This window comes from Actinophytocola sp. KF-1, from assembly GCF_054661535.1.
On the sequence record NZ_BAAFVK010000022.1, the window covers coordinates 23,083 to 42,829 of the forward strand.

General features: G+C 69.8%; 12 protein-coding genes. 5 read left to right on the forward strand and 7 right to left on the reverse strand.

Annotated elements, in window-relative coordinates:
- The 3 genes from ACYQ77_RS42570 to ACYQ77_RS42580 are packed head-to-tail and all read left to right on the forward strand — an operon-like array spanning position 1 to position 5,610.
- Positions 1-2,421: an alpha-mannosidase gene (locus ACYQ77_RS42570; RefSeq protein WP_459722973.1), complete on the forward strand. Its 2,421-nt coding sequence runs from the start codon at positions 1-3 to the stop codon at positions 2,419-2,421.
- Complete coding sequence (locus ACYQ77_RS42575) at positions 2,418-4,217, forward strand: hypothetical protein (protein WP_459722975.1); 1,800 nt, start codon at positions 2,418-2,420, stop codon at positions 4,215-4,217. Before ACYQ77_RS42570 ends, ACYQ77_RS42575 begins: the two co-directional genes overlap by 4 nt.
- Entirely contained in the window at positions 4,210-5,610 is a 1,401-nt protein-coding gene (locus tag ACYQ77_RS42580; RefSeq protein WP_459722978.1) for an FAD-dependent oxidoreductase, read from the forward strand. The genes ACYQ77_RS42575 and ACYQ77_RS42580 overlap by 8 nt, the downstream gene beginning before the upstream one ends.
- A 716-nt stretch (positions 5,611-6,326) precedes the next feature.
- On the opposite strand, the gene ACYQ77_RS42585 is transcribed toward ACYQ77_RS42580, so the two are convergent.
- From ACYQ77_RS42585 to ACYQ77_RS42605, 5 genes are all read right to left on the reverse strand, one after another.
- A complete protein-coding gene (locus ACYQ77_RS42585; protein WP_459722979.1) occupies positions 6,327-7,361 on the reverse strand; it encodes a LacI family DNA-binding transcriptional regulator in 1,035 nt (344 codons plus the stop codon).
- 198 nt (positions 7,362-7,559) lie between these two features.
- Positions 7,560-8,429 carry a hypothetical protein gene (locus ACYQ77_RS42590; protein WP_459722982.1) on the reverse strand — a complete coding sequence of 290 codons (870 nt, stop codon included), beginning with the start codon at positions 8,427-8,429 and terminating at the stop codon, positions 7,560-7,562.
- Entirely contained in the window at positions 8,426-9,811 is a 1,386-nt protein-coding gene (locus tag ACYQ77_RS42595) for an FGGY-family carbohydrate kinase (RefSeq protein WP_459722983.1), read from the reverse strand. The genes ACYQ77_RS42590 and ACYQ77_RS42595 overlap by 4 nt, the downstream gene beginning before the upstream one ends.
- 79 nt (positions 9,812-9,890) lie before the next feature.
- Complete coding sequence (locus ACYQ77_RS42600; protein ID WP_459722984.1) at positions 9,891-10,430, reverse strand: MarR family winged helix-turn-helix transcriptional regulator; 540 nt, start codon at positions 10,428-10,430, stop codon at positions 9,891-9,893.
- Positions 10,431-10,475: 45 nt separating this feature from the next.
- Positions 10,476-13,520 (reverse strand): tetratricopeptide repeat protein, encoded by a 3,045-nt coding sequence (locus tag ACYQ77_RS42605; RefSeq protein WP_459722987.1) that lies wholly within the window; start codon positions 13,518-13,520, stop codon positions 10,476-10,478.
- A 980-nt stretch (positions 13,521-14,500) separates the two neighbouring features.
- Between ACYQ77_RS42605 and ACYQ77_RS42610 the strand changes: the two genes are divergently transcribed.
- A complete protein-coding gene (locus ACYQ77_RS42610) occupies positions 14,501-14,665 on the forward strand; it encodes a hypothetical protein (RefSeq protein ID WP_459722989.1) in 165 nt (54 codons plus the stop codon).
- On the opposite strand, the gene ACYQ77_RS42615 is transcribed toward ACYQ77_RS42610, so the two are convergent.
- Positions 14,662-15,150, reverse strand: a complete 489-nt coding sequence (locus ACYQ77_RS42615) for a helix-turn-helix domain-containing protein (protein ID WP_459722992.1) — start codon at positions 15,148-15,150, stop codon at positions 14,662-14,664. The two genes, ACYQ77_RS42610 and ACYQ77_RS42615, sit on opposite strands and share 4 nt — an antisense overlap.
- 564 nt (positions 15,151-15,714) lie before the next feature.
- On the opposite strand from ACYQ77_RS42615, the gene ACYQ77_RS42620 reads away from it, so the two are divergent.
- Positions 15,715-18,660 carry an AfsR/SARP family transcriptional regulator gene (locus ACYQ77_RS42620; RefSeq protein WP_459722994.1) on the forward strand — a complete coding sequence of 982 codons (2,946 nt, stop codon included), beginning with the start codon at positions 15,715-15,717 and terminating at the stop codon, positions 18,658-18,660.
- Here the strand turns inward: ACYQ77_RS42620 and ACYQ77_RS42625 are convergent.
- Positions 18,632-19,150, reverse strand: a complete 519-nt coding sequence (locus ACYQ77_RS42625; RefSeq protein ID WP_459722997.1) for a helix-turn-helix domain-containing protein — start codon at positions 19,148-19,150, stop codon at positions 18,632-18,634. The two genes, ACYQ77_RS42620 and ACYQ77_RS42625, sit on opposite strands and share 29 nt — an antisense overlap.
- Positions 19,151-19,747 lie beyond the last annotated feature (597 nt).

Sequence of the window (19,747 nt, forward strand, 5' to 3'; positions counted from 1 at the left end):
ATGTCGGAAGAACGCCTGCTGCACATGATCGGCAACGCGCACATCGACCCGGTGTGGCTGTGGCAGTGGCCGGAGGGCTACCAGGAGGTGCGGGCCACCTTCGCCTCGGCCATCGACCGGATGGAGGAGTACCCCGAGTTCGTCTTCACCTGCGACTCCGTGCTGTACCTGGCGTGGGTGGAGGAACACGACCCGGACCTGTTCGCCGCCATCGGCAAGCGGATCGCCGACGGCCGGTGGCAGCAGCTCGGCGGGTGGTGGATCGAACCCGACTGCAACCTGCCCGGCGGTGAGTCGTTCGTGCGGCAGGCGCTGTACTCGCAGCGGTACCTGAAGGAGAAGTTCGGCATCACGTCCACGGTCGGCCTCAACGTGGACCCGTTCGGGCACAACGCGTCGCTGCCGCAGATCCTGCGCAAGTCCGGGATGGACGCCTACGTGTTCATGCGGCCCGGCCCGCACGAGATGACACTGCCCGGCCCGTACTTCTGGTGGGAGTCGCCGGACGGCACCCGGGTGCTGACCTACCGCATCCCGCACGAGTACTGCAGCTCCGGCACCGACCTCGGTTACCAGATCGACAAGTCGCTCGCGCAGCTGCCCGCGGACGCGCCGGACCTGATGGTGTTCTACGGCGTCGGCAACCACGGCGGCGGTCCCACCAGGGCGAACCTCGACTCGATCCGCAGGCTCGACGCGACCGGCGGGCTGCCGCGCCTGCGGTGCTCGTCGCCGCGCGACTTCTTCGACGCGCTGACCTCGTCCGGGGTGGACATCCCGGTGCACGCGGGCGAACTGCAGCACCACGCCGTCGGCTGCTACTCGGCGCACTCCGGTGTCAAGCGCTGGAACCGGCGCGCGGAGAACCTGCTGGCCCGCGCGGAGAAGTGGGCGGCGGTCGCCAGTGCGCTGTCCGGCGTGGACTACCCGTCGGCGGACTTCGCGCGCGCGTGGAAGCTGGTGCTGTTCAACCAGTTCCACGACACCCTCGGCGGCGCCGCCATCGAACCGGCCTACGAGGACAGCCGCGACCAGTACGGCCACGCCGCCTCACTCGCCGGTGAGGCGTTCAACCGGTCCGTGCAAACGCTTGCGCGCCGCATCGACATCCGGCAGGAGCCGGACATGACCCCGCTCGTGGTGTTCAACCCGCACCCGTGGCGGCTGGTCGCCGACGTCGAGCTGGAGTTCGGCGGGTTCCCGGCGTTCGGCGCGCGTGCCGTCGACGACACGGGCACGGCGGTCGCCGTGCAGCGCACCCGGTCGAAGGCGACCGTCAACGGGTGGCGGCGCCGGATCGCCATCGCCGCCGACGTGCCGCCGCTCGGCTACCGCGTGTACCGGATCCACCCGTCCGGCGACAGCGAGGGCGCGCCCGGGGTCACCGCGACGGACACCCGGCTGGAGAACGAGTTCGTCGCGCTGGAGATCGATCCCGAGACCGGCTGGCTGCGCTCGCTGCGCGACAAGAAGTCCGATGTGGACGTGGTGCGCGGCGGGGCGCACGGCGTGGTGATCGACGACCGGTCCGACACGTGGGGCCACCGCGTCCGCGCCTACGACAAGGTGGCCGGCGTGTTCGCGCCGCGCTCGGTGCGGCTCGTGGAGAACGGGCCGGTGCGCGCGGTGCTGCGGGTGGTCAGCGAGTACGGGTCGTCGACGCTCACCGAGGAGTACGTGCTCGGCGTCCGCGACCGGCACGTCGAGGTGCGCGTCACGCTGGACTGGCACGAGAAGCAGAAGCTGCTGAAGCTGCGGTTCCCGACCGTGCTGTCCGGCGCCGAGGCCACGTTCGAGATCCCGTACGGGCACCTGGTGCGGCCCGCGAACGGCAGCGAGGAGGCCGCGCAGGCATGGGTCGACGTGTCCGGCGAGCTGCCCGGTGGACGCCGCGCCGGGCTCGCCGTGCTCAACGACGGCAAGTACGGGCACGACGTGCTCGGCGGTGACATCGGCGTGACCGCCGCCCGCAGCCCCGTCTACGCGTGGCACGAGCCGAAGGAACTGGACCCGGACGAGCTGTACACGTTCCAGGACCAGGGCCGCCAGGAGTTCACCCTGCGCCTCGTCCCGCACGGCGGCGACTGGCGGGACGCGTCCGTGGTGCGGCTCGCCGCCGAGCTGAACCAGCCCGCGTTCACCCTGCTCGAGTCCTACCACGACGGTGACCTGCCCACCGCCGGGTCGTTCATGTCCGTGTCCGACGGCAGCGTCGTGCCGTCGGTGCTGAAGGTGGCCGAGGACGGACCGCACGCGCTGGTGGTGCGTGCGTACGAGACCGCGGGGCGTGCGTGCGAGGCGACCATCGAGGTGCTGGGCCGGCCCGTGACCGCGTCGTTCGGGCCCGCCGAGATCAAGACGTTCCTGGTGCCGAGAGACGAGGAGGCGCCGGTCGTCGAGACGGACATGATCGAGTGGTGACGCCCCCGATCGGCGTCACGGTGCTCGGCCCGGCGGACGCGCTGGCGGTCGAGCAGGACGTGACGCCCCACGACGGCGGACGGTTCGCGGTGCGGCTGACGGTGACGGCCGCCTCGGCCGTCACCGCCGGGCTGCGGGTCGCGTTGCGGCTCGGGCCCGCCGACGACCCCGGCTGGCTCGTGCCGGGCGTGTTCTACGGCGAGAACCGGGTGGCCGGGTGCCGGGTGCGGTTCCCGCGGTTCACCGTGGACCGTCCGAACCCGACGGAGCTGGAGTCGGACGCGTGGTCGTTCCGTGCCGACCGGTGCGCGACACCCGCGGTGTTCGCGTGGGACCGCGACGGCGGCGCCGCGCTCGTCACCCGCGAGTGGTCACCGCTCGGGCAGGCCGGGGTCGGGTTCGCGGTGGCGGACGGGTGTCCGGAGCTGCGCCTGCACTTCCCGTACCGGGAGGAGCCGGTGGTGTACGACGGTTCGCCGGTGCCCCGCCCGGCCGACCTGCCCGCGTTCGCGTGGGCAGCGGGCGAGACCGCCGTCATCGACTTCGACGTCTACCTGCTCGGGCCCGACCGGCACTCCTACACCGGCGTGCTGCGGGACGTGCACCGCAGGACCGCCGCGCGTGACCTGGACGCGGTGCCGTGGGTGACGCTCGCCGAGGCGGCGGAGCTGACGGCTTGGGGCCTGTACCGGTGGCACTACCGCGAGGAGGACGCGGTCCTGCTGGAAACCGCGGCGTTCGACCGGGACGCGCTCGGGGAACGCGGCGACCGGCAGGCCATGCACGTGTCGTGGATCAGCGGCGTCCCGTACGCGTACGCGTTGCTGCGCCACGGCCGCCGCGTCGGCAACCAGACCTATGTGGACGCGGCGAGCGCGGTGCTCGACAACATCACCGCGAACCTGACGCCGGGCGGCACGTTCTGGGGCCAGTGGACCCGCGAGAACGGCTGGAACGCCGGCTGGACCCCGAACCGGCGGCGCGTGCACGCCCGGACGCTCGGCGAGGCGACGGTGTTCCTGCAGCGCGCGGTCGCGCTGGGACGGGCGCCCCGGCTGTGGACGGAGGCCGTCCGGTCCAACCTGGACGTCGCGTGCGGGGGCCAGGCCGCCGACGGTTCGCTGGGTTCCGGGTACGACGTGGCGACCGGCGAGGTGATCGACCGCGTCGGCACCAGCGGGCTGGCGTGGATCCCAGCCCTGGTCGCGGACGGGCGCGTGGAGGTAGCGCAGCGAGCGGGCCGCTTCTACGCACAGGCCGTGCGGGACGAGTTCCTCTACGGCGCGCCCGAGGACGTCGACCTGGCGCCCACGTCGGAGGACGGGTACCTCGCGATCATGGCGTACGTGTCGCTGTACGAGGCGGACGGCGACCGGACGTGGCTGGAGCTGGCGCGGCGGGCCGCGGACTGGACGCTGACGTTCCGGTACACCTACGACGTGGACTTCCCGGCGCACACGCTGCTGGGGGCGTACGAGTTCCGGTCGCGGGGCGCGGACCAGGCGTCGCCCGCGAACCAGCACCTGCACTCGTACGGCCTGATCTGCCACAGCGAGCTGACCCGCCTCGGCAAGCACACCGGCGACGAGTACTACACGCGGTCGGCGGAGGAGACGCTGGCGTGCTTCCGGCAGTTCGTGGCCCGCGAGGACGGCGACTTCAACGCGTACCGGGGGATGGTGACCGAGCGGTACTACCAGACCGCGTGCTACCAGCCGAAGGGCATGCTGCTGACGCTGTCGCACGCGTGGTGCGCAGGCGTGCTGTTGCTGGCCTGCGAGGAGAGCCTTGGGTGAGCTGGTCGTGTACGGGGCGACCGCGGCCGGCGTGTGCGCGGCGGTCGCGGCCGCCCGCCACGGGGTGGCCGTGACGTTGCTGGAGCCGGGCAGGCACGTCGGCGGCATGGTGTCCGGCGGCCTCGGTTACACCGACATCGGCGACCCGTGCGTGATCGGCGGCATGGCGGCGGAGTTCCGCGCGGCGGTCGCCGAGCACTACGGCACCGACCGGTACGCGGGCCCGGAACCCCATGTGGCGGAACAGGTCTTCACGCGGTGGCTGACGGAGGCGGGTGTGGACGTGGTCTTCGACGCCGCCCTGCCCGTGGTCACGGACGCGGCCGTGTACGTGGACGCGAGCTACGAGGGCGACCTGCTGGCGGCGGCGGGCGTGTCGTACCGGGTGGGCCGCGAAAGCCGTTCGCTGCACGGAGAACCGTTGGCCGGCCGGACGGAACCGGCGCCGGGCAAGCACCAGTTCCCGCCGTACCTGAACCCGTTCTCGTCCTCCGGCCGGCTGCTGCCCTTGATCGACCCGGGAGAGGAGGTCCCCGCAGGCGAGGGCGACGGCCGCGTGATGGCGTACGGCTACCGCGTCTGCCTGTCCACAGCGGACGACCGCATCCCGTTCACCCGCCGCGACGGTTTCCGCGATGAGGAGTGGGAACTGGCGCGCCGGTGGCTGGCGCTCGGCGACCCGGGCGACGTGGTCGGCCTGGTGCAGAACCTCCCGAACGGCAAGTGCGACGGCAACTCCATCGGCCCGCTGTCGCTGAACCTGCTGGACGGCACCCACCAGGACTACCCGACGGCGACCCCGGCACGCCGCGCGGCGATCGTGCGCCGGTTCCAGGAGTACACACAGGACTTCCTGTACTTCATGTCCAGCCAGGGTGTGCTGTCCGGCTGGGGCTGGGCAGCGGACGAGTTCGACGGTGGCCTGCCGCACCAGCTGTACGTGCGGGAAGCACGCCGGATGGTGGGCGAGTACGTACTGACCCAGCATGATCTGTTCGGGGTTTCCCAGTACGACACCGTGGCCATGGGGTCGTACCACATGGACGTCCGCGAGGTCCGCCGCACGTGGCGGTGGGTGTACGAACACCCGGACCCGATCCCGTCCGTGTACAACGAGGGCTATCTGTCGGTTCCGGTGCGGCCGTACCAGGTCCCGTATCGAGCGTTGGTGCCACGGTATGGCGAGTGCCAGAACCTGCTCGTGCCGGTCTGCGTGAGCGCGTCTCACCTGGCGTTCAGTTCGGTTCGCATGGAACCGCAATACGAAATGCTCGGCCACGCGGCGGGTTTGGCGGCGGTGCAGGCGTTGCGGAAGGGGATCGCCGTGCAACGCGTCGACGTGGTGGAGTTGCAAACGCAGCTCCGCGAGGAGGGCCAGGTGCTGGCGCTGTAGGGGCGGCGGCCTCCGGCCCCCGGTATCCATGGTCTCACGGGCCACCGACAAAACCGGCCGAGCCATCCACAGGTCACCGTCCGCTGTGCACAACTCCGCGGCGTGCCCCCGGAATTGTCGGCCCTACGGCGTAGACTGGAAAACGGGGGCCGGAGGCCAAACTCGCGACGATGCCCAGCGCGGCGCGCGGCCCGAACCTGGGGGTCCTGTGGGCAACTGTGCTGCTTGCGTCCGGGATTGTCGGTCTTGTGCCGTAGGCTGGAGGTCGGGGGCCGGAGGCCGGGTGGTCCAGTCCGTGGCCCGAGGCTTCGGCGGGCCGTTCGCGTTATCGGAGTCGGTGTGCAACCTGCGCCCGGATTGTGTCCTCAGCTCGCGGACCGCTTTCGGCTGCGGCGTTCGAGTGTCGGGGGTCAGCCCCGGTCCTGTGGGCAACTGTGCTGCTTGCGTCCGGGATTGTCGGTCTTGTGCCGTAGGCTGGAGATCGGGGGCCGGAGGCCGGGTGGTCCACTCCGTGGCCCGAAGCTTCGGCGGGCCGTTCGCGTTATCGGAGTCGGTGCGCAACCTGCGCCCGGATTGTGTCCTCAGCCCGAGGACCGCTTTCGGCCGCGGCGTTCGAATGTCGGGTTCAGCCCGGCCCTGTGGATAACCCCGCGGCACGCGCCCGGAATTGTCGGTCCCATCCCGTAGGCTGGAAAACGGGGGCCGGAGGCCAAACCTCAGCCCGCGACCACCTTGCGCGTCGAGCCGCGGCGTTCGAACGTCGGTGCCAGCCACTCCGTTTTCGGCGGCCCGGTCAGCTCACCCGACAACCGCGCCAGCAGCAGCTCCGCCGCCCGCGCCCCGAGTGAGAACACGGGCTGCGACACCGCCGACACGGCGGGCTGCACCATCGTCATCCACGGCAGGTCGTCGAACGCGACCAGCGACATGTCCCTGGGCACCCGCAACCGCCGCCGCTGCAGTTCCTGCCACACGCCCGACGCCATCAGGTTGTTCGCCGCGAACACGGCCGTCACGTCCGGTTGCGCGTCCAGCAGGTTCGACAGCGCGGTCGCGGCGTCGCCCGAGCCGAACCCGACCCGCGCGACCAGCCGCTGGTCGAACCGCACCTTCGCGGCACGCAGCGCCGCCTTGTACCCGGCCAGCCGGCCGACGCCGGTGGTCCACTCCAGCTCGTCGATCACGAACGCGATCCGCCGGTGGCCGAGTTCGAGCAGGTGGGACGTGGCGACGCGGGCGCCCTCCTCCGAGTCGACGAGAACGGCGTCGCACTGGCTCTCCGCCATCTGCCGGTCCACCTCGACGACCCGCACGCCCTGCGCGGTCAGCTGCGCACCCGCCTCCGGGGTGAGCGGCGTGACGATCGCGCCGGGCACCCGCATCGCCAGCAGCGTGCGGGCGCCCGCCAGTTCGCGATCGGCGTCGCCGTCGTCGTTGACCAGCACCATCTGGTAGCCGGCCTCGCCGAGCACCTGCTCGATCCCGGCCGCGAGGTCGGCGTAGAACTGGTTGCGCAGGTCGGAGATGACGACCCCGACCAGCCTGCTCGTCCGCCGCTTGAGGCTGCGGGCGATGTCGTCCGGCACGTACCCGAGACGTGCCGCGGCCGCCTCCACCCGCAGCTTCACCGACGCGGCCGCGTAGCCCTGACCGGTCAAGGCCCGCGACGCGGTCGACGGTGACACCCCGGCGGCCCTGGCGACATCGCCAATGGTCACGCGCCGGGGCACCCCGTCGACCTGGTGGTTCATGCCGCCCCCTCGCAGGCTCCGGGACGGCATCGGCCTCGATTGTTCGCTCCGCAGGCTCCGCTCACGCCGCCGCCCCCTCGCAGGCTCCGGGACGGCATCGGTCTCGATTGTTCGCTCCGCAGGGTCCGCTCACGCCGCCGCCCCCTCGCAGGCTCCGGGACGGCATCGGTGCCGGGTCTTCCGCTCCGCAGGGTCCGCTCACGCCGCGGCCTCCTGCCACGGCCGCGCCGAGCTGTCGACCACCTCGGCCAGCCGCTTCAGCCGGTCCACCGCCCGTGACCGCAGCAGTGGCGCCGGGTCGGCGAGCGTGTCGCTCCAGATGGCGCGGCCCGCGAGGAACCCGGACGCGCCCGCGTGGCACGCCGTGCGCACGGCGTGCGGGAAGTCCTCGATCGTCACGCCCTGCGACAGCACCACCCACGGCACGGGCACCGTCGCGGTGATCCGTTCGCACACCCGTGCCACCTCGGCCTGGTCGCCGAGGCCGCGTCTCGGCACCTGCGCCTTGTACAGGGACGGCCGCAGCGCGCCCAGCTCCGCCGCGGCCTCCAGCTGCAGCCGGTCGAAGTCGTCGTCCGAGGTCGGGCGCACCACGCCCTCGAGGATCGACAGCAGACCGGCGTCCGCGCAGCGGCGCACGAACTCCTCGGCCATGGCGAGCCGCTCGTCGCGGTGCTCGTCCGGTCGCCATACCAGCAGCAGCTTCATGGCGACCACCCCGCGTTCCCGGACGTGCACCGGGTTGATCGCCTCGTCGAGCGACGTCTCCACGACCGGCCCGCCTTCCGGTGGGTGCCGGAGCCGGTCCGCTGCGAGGATCAGCCCGCACGTCGGCGGCAGCAGCCGTTCGCCGAGCACCTGGTCGAACCCGAACTCCCGGTCGATCAGGAACCCGCTGGCGTACGCGCCGAGCTCGGTGGCGACCGCGAGCTTGAACTTCGTCAGGTCGCTGTCGGGTACCGGTGCGGGGGAGTGCTCCCCGAGCATCGCGCGCAGGCTCTCGCGCTGGTCCATCGCCACCATGGCCAGACCACCGGACGGCCGCGCCAACTCGGTCAGGCTTGTCATGCCACCTCCCGTACCCGGGGCAGGAAGCCGCCCCGGTAGATCGCGTCGTATCGGTCGGCGAGGAGATCGTCACGTGCCAGGACATCGCTACGCAGCACCGGTGCCGGCCGTCCCGTCGCGACGCCCGCCAGCAGCGCGGCACCCGCACACGCCGCGTCGGCGGTCGCCGTCGTCCGCACCGGACCCGGCATGACGTGGGCTTTCACCGTCATCCATGCCGCGCCTCTGCTCGGTCCGCCGAGCACGGTCACCGCGTGCAACTTGGTGTCCGTGAGCTCGGCGTGGTGCTCAGCGAGCCACCGGGCGTGGTACGACGCGCCCTCGAGCGCGCCGACCAGGACGTCCGGCAGCCCCTGCCCCGGCGCGAGGTCGTGCACCGTGAGTCTTCGGTGCGGGTCGGGCGCGGGCGCGCCGAGGCCCTCGAGGTAGGGGAGCACCACGATGCCGGTCGGCCGCCGGTCCACCGCCGCGGTCGCCTTCTCCAGGCCCGCCACGTCCCCTGCCGGTGACGCCAGCGAGCACAGCCATTCGAGAAGCCGCCCACAGTGCGGATAACCGGACACCATGGCCCACCGCGTGCCGTCCGCGGTCCGGTTCCAGGACGTCCCGGTACCGGCCGCGGTGCGGGGGGCCACCCGCTCGGACACCGTCACCACCGCCTCTGCCGTTCCCAGAGAGTCCACCACATCTCCCGGCTCACGCGCGCCCGCCGCGTGTGCGGCAACCAGGTGATCGTGTCCCGCCACCACGACCGGGGTGCCTACTGGGAGTGGTCCTGCCGCGGCGGGCCCGACCTGCTGTGCCGCCAACTGCCCGGCACGCACCCCGGCCAGGTCGAGGAGGTCGTCGTCCCACCGGTCCGCCAGCTGGTCGTAGGCCCCGGAACGCCCGGCGAACGTGCGGTGTGCGAGCGGTGTGCCGGCGAGCACGGTCGCCACCAGCTCGGGAATTCCCACCCACACGCGCATCCGGTCAAGCAGTGCCGGCTGGTGCCGCCGCAACCACAGCCACGAGGCGAGCGGCGTCCTGGCGGAGACGTGCACGCCGGTCCGCTCGAAGATCGCCGCCCGGCCCACCCGCTCGGCGAGCCACCCCGCCTCGCCGGCGGCCCGCTTGTCGTGCCACCAGAGCATCGGGCCCATCGGCAGCAGGTCGTCGTCGAGCGGCAGCCCGCCCTCGGCCACGCCGGTGACCCCCACCGCGTCCGGCGCGCCCGCCGTCTCGACGCAAAGCCGCAGGTCATCCAGCACGCCGGAGACGAGGTTCCCGGCGTCCGCCGGGGTGGGGCGGCGGCGCTCGACCACGGCGGTACCGTCTACGGTGTAGACGCCGACCTTGCAGTTGGTCGTACCGACGTCGACGCCGGCCAGCAGCCCGGACACGTTTTTCCCTTCCCCAGACGTGTGGCAACGTTGCCACATTCGCGAGCCATCCTCGCCACCGGGGCCGCCAAAGGTCAAGTCAGTCCGAAGTAGACTTTGAGATTCGCATCCGCTCGGCCACTGCCTGCCCGTTCACGACAACGCGAAGGCACAGATCCCGTAGGCGAGCCACGTCTTCGGCGCTGAACCCGTGAAACACCGCCGTCATGGCCATCCGCGCAGGCTCCCGGAACTCGCGGAGCCAGGCATGTCCGGCCTCGGTGATCGAAACGCGCACGACCCGACGGTCATCCGGGTCGGCGGCCCGCCTGACCAGTTCGGCTCGCTCGAGCGTGTCCACCAATCCGGTCACGTTCCGCGAACTGAAACCGGCGGCCCTGGCCAGTTCCCCGATCCCTGCTGGTTCACCGTCGCTGAGCCGCAACAGGACGTCGACGGCACCGGAGCTGAGCGCCCGGTGTTCGGCTCCGGTCGCTCGTAGTCGCTCCACCGCGTGCGCGGCCGCTCGGACAGCGGCTGCCGCTTCGAAAAGCGTGCCTCCATCCCCGTCCGCGAACCGCTCCATGGCGTCCCGGACAGCTGGGTCATAGAGTCCATGGCCATCGTGTACGTACTTCATAGTTGGTATGCAGACTAGTACCCACTTCCGGAAGGGTCAACGGCATCACGGCTCTCGGTTCCCATCGCCCGTCCGGGTGCCGGGGAACAGGGGTTGGGTCGTCTCCTCCAGGTCCGGCCAGGACAACGGCGAGATGCCCACTTCGTCGGCAGACCTCGCGAACGGCACGACCTCCCGGTAGTACACGGGCACTGTCTCGATCCTGTTCCGCAGACGTGCCGAACTGGCCGAGTTGCCTGTCGCGTCGTACATGTCGGCGGCGTGCCGCCACGCGACCGCCGCGTCCACCAGATCTCCGCACTCGTACTGGGCAGTGCCCAGAGCCTCCAGCGCGCGAGCGTGGTTCACCAGGTCGTGGATCTTCTCGCACAGGTCGACCGCTCGCCTGCCGTAGTCGATGGCGGCCCGCGACCGGCGCCTGACGCGATTGATCTCGCAGAGGTCCACGAGAATCGTTGCCGTCGCCGTCATGTCTGGAACGCTCTGGGCGATCGCCAGCGCCTGCTCGCAACAACCGGCTGCCATCGCGAGGTCGCCAAGCTCGCGATGGATCGCGCCGATTTCCGTCAGGGCGGCCGCTTCCGCCGAGGACTCGCCGATGTCCTGGGCGAGGAGCGCGGCGCGGTTCAGATGCGCGAGCGCCTGCTCGTGCTGGTCGAGGGCGTGCAGGGCGTGGCCGATGCGGCAGTGCGCCCAGCACAGGCCTTCCCTGTTGCCGCTCTTTCGGTCGATTTCCATGCCGCGACGGAACAGGTCGAGTGCTTCCGCCGGATCTCCCCGGCGGAGTGCGACCCGGCCGAGTAGGTGGAGGATGGAGGCTTCTCCGCGGTCCAGCCCTTCATCCACCGCCAATGGCAGGGCCAACTCGAGGCTTCGACGCGCCTCGTCGTGATCTCCCAGCATCATGTGTGCGATGCCCAGGAAGCTCAGCATCGACGCCTCAGCCTCGCGGTTGCCGAGGGCACGGGCAGAGCGCAACGCGACTTGCCGCACGCTTCGGCTGTCGACAAAGCTGCCGGCCCGGTCGAAGAAGGTCGTCACCGGATCAGTGAGGCGCCAGACGTGGTCGTGGTACCCGTGCTCGGCCGCGTAGGTGATCGCGGCGGTCAGGTTGGTCCTTTCCCGTGCGAACCACTGACGAGCGCCGTCGGCGTCGTCGAACGAGGTCAGGCGGACACCTCCGTGGTCCGGAGAAGGAGGTGGTGGGTTGTAGCTGCGATGAACGACCTGGCACGCGTTGGTGACCGTGCCGAGGTAGTAGTCCAGGATGCGCCGTTCGGCGGCGGCCTGGTCGTCGGGTGTCTCGTCCGCGTCTCGGCACTGGGCCGCGAACTCCGCGATCACGTCATGGAAGCGGTAGCGGCGAACCGAATCCGCCTCCTCGATCAGGTGTGCGCCCGCGAGTTTGCTGATGCTTACGACGGTCTCGTCCATCTGCCGGCCGTCGCACACCACGGCCGCGTCGATCCCGATCTCGGGACCGGGATGCAGCGTCAGCAGACGGAACAGGCGGCGCTCCGGAGCAGCCAGGGCCTGGTACGAAGGGGCGAAACAGGCGGCACCGCTGGTCGGTCCGTCACCCTTGTCGCCGAGACCGCGAACCAGGCCGCGGCGGTCCACGAGCGCTGTGTACTCCTCGACGGCCGCGGCAGACTTCCCTGCGAGGTCGCCGGCCACCACGGTGAGCAGCAATGGGAGCCCACCGCATATCGAGGTGAAGTAGCCCAGCCGTTCCTCGCCGAGCTCGTTGGCGGGGCCGAGTTGTGCCGAGATCAGCTGCGCGCCTTCGCTCACCGACATCGGGCGCAGCGTGACCCGCTGGGCCCCGAACTCCTTGCGCAGGGATGTCAGCCACTGCCTGCTCGTGATTATCACGACGCAGTTCGACAACAGTGGAACGAGATCCCGCACATGGGCTGTGTCCCGGACGTTGTCCAGTAGCACCAGGGTCTTCATGTCACTGAGCAGCGAACTCAGCACCTGCTCCCGGTGACGGAGACCGACCCGGCCCTCGGGCGGGTGGCCGAGCGCGGTCAGGAAGTGGTCCACCACCGTCGGGTGCTCCACCCTCGACCGGTCGGCATACCCGTGCATGTTGACGAAGAGCGTGCCGCCCGGGAAGAGATGGCGGTGTTTGTGTGCCCAGTGCACGGCGAGCGCCGTCTTCCCGATCCCGCCTGTGCCGTCGATGACCACGACACCAGGCGCCGGATCGCCGGCCGCGACGTCGACCAACGCGTCCAGCAAGCCGAGGGGCTCGGACCTCCCGATGAAACGGGGGTGGTCCGGCGGTAGCTGTTGCGGTGTCAGCGTCGGAACGGGGCGGTACACCACACCGTGCTCCGTGCGCAACGCGTCGTGGTGCTGGCGGAGGTGCTCGGCGGCCTGGTCGTCGCCGTTCGCCCGGAGTCTGCCGCGGAACGCGAAGTAGAACGCGGTCGCGTGGGTACGGCGGAGACCGCCATAGAGAGCGCTGAGCCGGAGTGTGGCCAGCGTGACGTTGTCGGGGTACTCGCCGTGCAGGTCGTCGAGCCGGATGAGCGCCTCGTCGAACCGGCGCAGCGCCAGCAACTGCTCGACGACGGTCGTGTGCGCCGCGAGGAACTCGTTCTCGATCATGGCATTGCGCCACGCCGCCGCGGCGGGACTCTTCAGGTCGGCAACCGGTGAACCACGTGACAGTGCGAGCGCACGGTCGATCAGTTCGATCGCCTGCTCCGGTTCACGGGCGGCGGCACGGGCACGGCCGGCTGCCACCAGCGTGCGGAACTGGTTGCGGTCGATCAAGGAAGGGTCGATCTCGAGCCGGTAACCGCCGTGGCGGGCACGGACTTCAGTCGGGACCGGCAGCGCGCGCAAGGCGTTGCGGATCCGCGCGGCGTACGTGTGGAACGTCGTCGCCGGGTTCTGCGGGACGGGCTTGTCCTCCGGCCAGGCCCATCTGATCAACGTGTCGAGTTGCACGACCCGGCCCGCGTGCACGGCCAACGTCGCGAGCACGGCACGCTCGCGCGGTCTGCCCCATGTGTCGTCGGCGTCGCCGTTGATGAACAACGCCGTGGTCCCGAGGATCCCCAGTAATGCGTCCACCCCAGCCGCACCCCAAACAAGCTGGTCATGAGATGTATGGGCCCACATCTCCAACAAACGGGATGCTACTTATCGATTGAGATCAGTTACGCCACGTGATTCGATCGTTGTAGTTCAGGCCAGGGAACGGAAAGGTTTTGACAGGTTTTTGCCCACTTCACGTGCAGATGCCGGACGCGACTGCACGGTATGGGGGCACCGGTGAAACTTGCCGGTGCGGTCCGCGGTCTTGCAGAACGCAGACCCGCATCGGACGCCTCGAACTCACACGGTGTCGTGGCCGTGCCGTCCACGCCACGGCCACGACGATGATGGACGCGCTTTCCCTGCCGGAAGCTGACCGCCTCGATGCCGGGCCCTGCTCGCGCAGGGGTCGATCGCGCCGCGCGGCCGTCGGCCTTCGGATATTGGTGGTCGCACAGCCGGTCTCGCGGCTGCGGAACGACTCCGGGACCGAACATTCCGGCGGCACGCTCCGGTGCTATGGGCTGACAGGTAGCTCGTCGGTCAGGTGCGCGAAGCGATCACGGAAGACCGTCCGTGGCAGGACGCTCTGGCAGCCAAGGTCACGGCGCGTCCTGGCGTGCCCGGAGCGTTGTTGAGACAGCTGCCATTTCCTAATGACCGCGCTATGTCGTCTGGCCAGCTCGCAGGCCTGTTGTCTGTCAACTGCGGAACGGCAGATCCGAGGCTTGTACCGGCATCCTGCTGAAATTGCGTATAGCAGAGGCTTTCCTGGCTTCGCAACTATAACCGATCGGTAACACCCAATGCGGGACTTTTTGGGTTGTCAGTTCATCGAATCGAAGTAGAAAACGGTCATTTTTGCAGGTCAGCGGCTCTGTGGGAGTTACACCGAGCATGCACGTTGTGGATGAATCAGTTGTCTTCGGCGGCGAACTGCGCCACACTGGCCCTGTAACCGACCCGGGTCCCCGTTGTGACTGGCGGCCTTGAAGAGGTTCGCCGAAAGGAAGAACATGAAGAAGTTCATCGCCGGGCTCGCCGTTGTGCTCGGCATGACTGCGGCGGGTCTGGTCCTGACCGCGTCCGGTGCAGCTGCGGAGCCGGCATCAGCTCAGGTGGTCAGCGCTGAGCAGCAGTGTGGGAATGATCATTTCCCATACAATTCCGTGGAAATCTAGGTCGTTGACGGGTCATCGGGGCTGAATTCAACAAGATAGCGGGCGAGTGTGATATGGGAAAAACCCAGTGCCGCCGCTAGTTCGCGCACAACTGCCGGTGACAAGATGATATCCGTCGATGCGGAGTCCCTTATTCTGTGCTGTGCCCAGAATCGAACCGGCTCCAACTCCTGTCGCTGATCGCGAAGAACCGCGGTCAAACTCACACGCAGTGGAAAGGCGCGCAGATCGCGCGCCTTCTCCAAAGCTCGGTCGAGTATCTCCGAGGCTGCGACTCCGAGCGTTCGACAGATTTCCACAAATCGGTTCACGGTGAGCTGGCGAATTCCATGCTCGTAGGTGAGCAATGTGCGGTCACCTATGCCTGAGGGCAGCTGCTCGACGAGCTGTATGCGTGTCCACCCCTTGGTTTCCCGGGCGGTCCGCAGCTCCTGGCCCAGAACGCGGGCGAAGGTTCTGTCCTCGTCGTCCTGGGCAGCATCCATCCGCAGTTCCTCCCCATGGCGCGCGCTCCGCCTGCCGCCGTGCGTCGCACCTCGCTGGCTCGTGCCGGTGGATTATGCTTGCTTACAATTGAATAACCGCTGCTATCTGCGAAGTCAAGGTTAACGTAGTGATCATCACTGGGCGTGGTGCGAGTGTCCCCGTCCGGAGCAGTCTCATATGGACATTCAGTAGGCGTGTTGCCAGCTTTTATGCACGATCGCACCAACTTTCCTCCTGAGGGCTTCGCGTGGGGTTGCCGCGTGTCTCACATCATGCCGCGATCCCTGTGCACGTGCATCTGCACGTGCGAAATTGACACTCTGCGCACGGCATGTTGACGGAGTGTCTAACGGAAGACGTCATGTCAACGATGTCGAGCTGGCGATCTGCGATGTGCCGGCTCGTGGCCGTGTCGACGGAGGCGGCAAATGACGGCGCGTTCGAGGCAAAAAAATCTCGCGCAACAATTGCGTCACAGGGTCGTGCTGATCTCTTTTCATAAGTACCATCCGACGAGGATATGGCCGCTCGGTACCAGCTTTGTTGTTTTGGGGTGAAGCTGGATGGACGACGCGTTGGGAATTCTGGGAACGACCGCGTTGCTGGTGGACGGCGCACCCGACGACACGTGGGGGCGGCCGCGTGAGCGGGCGATGCTCGCCACGCTCGTCGTGCACGCGGGGGAGGTCGTGCCCGTCGAGACCCTGCTGCGGTGGGTGTGGCCCGACGACAAGCCCGTCCCGTTGAACCCGGCGCCCACCGTGCACACCTACGCCACCAGGATCCGCCGCGCGCTCGAGCGGATGCCGTCCGCGCCCGCGCTGCACGCGGTGCCCGGTGGCTACCGCCTCGACGTGGCCCAGAGCCGCATCGATCTCGGCAGGTTCCGCGAGCAGCTCTCGGAGGCGGCGTTCGCGCTGGCAGACGACCCGCAGCAGACCGTGGACCGGATCGACGCGGCGTTGTGGTGGTGGCGCGGGCTGCCCGCGGCCGACCTGACCAGCGCACCCGCGCAGCAGTGGCGCGAACACATCCTGCGCGACGTCTGGCTCGGCGCGCACACCCTGCGGGTGCGGGCACTGCTCGACCTCGGGCGGCACGACGACGCCGTGGCCGCGCTCACCGACCTGCAGGCGGACTTCCCCGACGACGTCGTGCTGGCCATTATGCGGCTCACCGCGCTCCACGGCCTGCGCCGGTACGCGGACGCGACCCGCTACCACCTCGCGACCTGGCGGCGGTACCGCGCCGACGGCGACGAGTACGCGGCCCGCCAGCTGCAGCAGCACAACGCGTCGCTCAAGGCGGCGCACCCCGTCCCCGCCGTGCCGGTACCGACGCTGGTGCCGCGTCAGTTGCCACCCGACGTGCCGGTCTTCACCGGCCGGACGGCGGAACTCGCGATCCTCGACGAGACCGGACCGGGTCCCGGTGTGGTCGTCGTCGACGGCGCGGGCGGGGTCGGCAAGACGGCCCTGGTCGTGCACTGGACGCACCGCGCCCGGGACCGCTTCCCGGACGGCGACGTGTTCGTGCAGCTGCGGGGCTCGTCCGGGACCGGCCAGGTCGAGACCGCGGCGGTCGTGGACGCCGTCCTCCGCGCGCTCGGGCAGCCGCCGGAACCCGTGCTGGGCCGCCGCCAGCGCGAGCGGCTCCTCAGCCTCCTGGTCGCGGGCAGGCGGATGGTCGTCGTGCTCGACAACGCGCGCGACACCGACCAGGTCCGCGAACTGGTGGGGCTGCTGCACTCCTGCCTGGTGATCGTCACGAGCCGCCAGCGGCTGTCGATGCTCGCCGCGGAGACCGGCGCCCGCCGGATCACCCTCGGTCCCGTGGACAGCAGGACCGCCGATGACCTCCTCGCGGTGCACGCGGTCCGGCGGGGACCCGCCTTCGACCGGGTCATCGACTACTGCGCGGGCTCACCGCTGTTGCTCACCATCCTGGGCAGGGAACTGGCCGGCCGTTCCCGCGGTCAGGTCGACGAGTTCGTCACCCACCTCGACATGCGGCGGCTGCTGACCGTCAACGGCTCGCGCGGCGAGACGACGTCGAACATGGAAGCCTGCTTCACCACCGCCTACCGCGCGCTGGGGGCGCAGGAGAGGCGGCTGTTCCGCCTGCTCGCCATCCATCCCGGCATGGACATCAGCGCCACCGCCGCCTACGCGTGTGACGGCAGGACGCCGACGGAGACCATGCGGAGCCTCATGGCACTGGCCGGCTTCCACCTCGTGGAGCAGGCGGACGAACTGGACAGGTTCCGCTTCCACAACCTGGTGGCCGAGTTCGCCGGCCGCTGCCTCGAGCGCGACGAGCCGCTGAAGGGGCGGCGTGCCGCGGTGTCCCGGTTGCTCGACCACTACCGCACGGCGGCGACCGACGCGGCCCGCCTGCTGTGCGGGTACCCGGGCGGCGCGACGGATTCGTGGGGCTCGTTCTGCGACGAGGCCGACGCGTCCGCGTGGTTCGGCCGGGAACGGACCACGTTGCCCGCGCTCGTCCGGCTCGGCCACGACATGGCGTGCCACGACCGGGTCTGGTCGCTCGCCGAGCCGGTGGCGCTCCTGTTCGACCTCGCGGGCTGCCACGTGGAGAGCCGGATGATCCGTGAGCTCGCCGTCGACTCGGCGAACCGGAACGGTGACCGGGAGGCGGAAGCCGTCGCCCAGCACGGTCTCGGCATCACGTGCCTGCGGTTGGGGGACCACGGCGCGGCCCGGCGGTGGCTGGAGGCCGCGGCCTGCTCCGGCGACGTCGAGCGGCTCCGCGGGGGTCAGGCGTCCGTGCTGCTCCACCTCGGCAAGCTGGCGGTGCTCCGCGGCGACCGGGCGGAAGCCGTCGACCTGTACCTGCGTGGCGCGGAGGCTGCCGAGGCCGCCGAAGACCTCGAAGGACTGTGCTGGTTCAAACTCCGGCTCGGTCAGGTGCTGCGCCCGGTCGACCCCGACGCCGCGATGACGCACCTGTGGATGGCCTGGGAGTTCGCGCGGGCCACCGGTGAGCGCTCGGTCGAGGCGACGATCCTCGCCGAGTTGGGCGCGACGTACCGTGAGCGCGGCGAGGCGGACACCGCCGCGGCGCGCTACGAGGAAGCGCTGGCCGTCGCCGAGGCGGTGCCCGATCTGACCGCCGCCGCGCTGATCTGCGTTGCCCTGTCGGAGATCCGCATGGAGCAACGGCAGTTCGCGAAGGCGGTCGCGCACGCCTCGAACGGCGTGGATCTGCTCCGCGGTACCCAGGAGTTCGCGGCGCAGGCCGTCGCGGTCGAAGCGCTCGCGGACGCGCTGCACAACAGCGGCGAGCCGCACGCGGCGTTGTCGACGTGGCAGGAAGCCATGGATCTGTACGACTACACGGGATCACCGGGCCTCATCGCGCGGCTGCAGGAGAAGATCGACAAGTTCCGGTTCCCCGGCCGGGTGCCCGCGGCGCGTGCCGAGGAGCCGTCGGGTGAGGCGGTCGTGCACAGGATGTCCGTCATCCGTCTGTCGCGATATCGGAACTGAAGGGCAACGGCTCGTCCGGGATGAACTTCGCCAGGTAGCCGGCCAGCTCGTGGTAGGGCCTGCCGATGAAGGTGGCGAGCTCCCGCACCGACGACGGTGGCAGCGCCACGACGCCGTCCGGGAACTCCCGCAACTTGTTGCGCGCCCAGGGGATGATCGGCAGGAACCGCTCGTTCCGGTCGCTGAGCAGGTCGCGCAGGTCGATCTGCAGGATCACGTTCTGCAGCTGGATGCGTGCCCGCTGCAGGCCCTGGTTCAACAGCGTCGGCGCCGCGACGTCCAGCACGGAGCACAGTTCGATGAAGCGGAGCACCGTGAGGTGCCGGGTGCCGTGTTCGTACGAGAGCAGCGTGCGGTCCCCGATGCCCGACGGCAGCCGGGAGACGAGCTGGCCGCGTGACCAGCCGTTCGCTTCGCGGGCACGGCGCAGTTCCTCCCCGATCGCACGGGAGATGGCCCTCTCGGTGGCCTCGTTTCGCGATGTGCTCACACGGTCCTGCCTTGGTGCGTGGCAGGGCGAACGGGGGTGTCGCCCGTGTGCTGAGGGGTCATCCGAGTGTTCTCCCGTTCCGGTCACAGCCCAAAGCCGATGCGCGTGTTGTCGTTGGGGGCGTGCCTCGACTCCGGGATGTCATGCTGGGACATGTCCGGTGTCCGGCCGCCGATGCACCGGCTGGGCTGACCGAATCCGCCCATGGCCTGGCGGTCCTTCGCACCGATGTGGAAGGCCGCGTCGCACCTCTGTCCAAGGGTAGAGGCGCGAGCCGCCGTCCGGTGGGCGAACGACACCCATCGTGATCGCGTTTCATCACTTGGGCGGGAATGTTTCGACGATTACTTTACGTGCTGTGGTGATCACGACGCACATTAAAGTACGTGGGTGAACGCGGTCAAGCGCACCGCGGAGCGGCGAATGCGTTGCGTGCCTTGGCTTCCACGCGCACCGTTGTGCGCTGCGTGGGCGGAGCTGACGTCCGCGTGTCCGGTCGTTTCGTGTTCTGAACTGTCCGTACAAGAGGTATTTCACCGCTGGTGCGCGACCTGACGTGCGGGTGTCGTATTGCGTTGTGTCCGTCCTCACGGGACT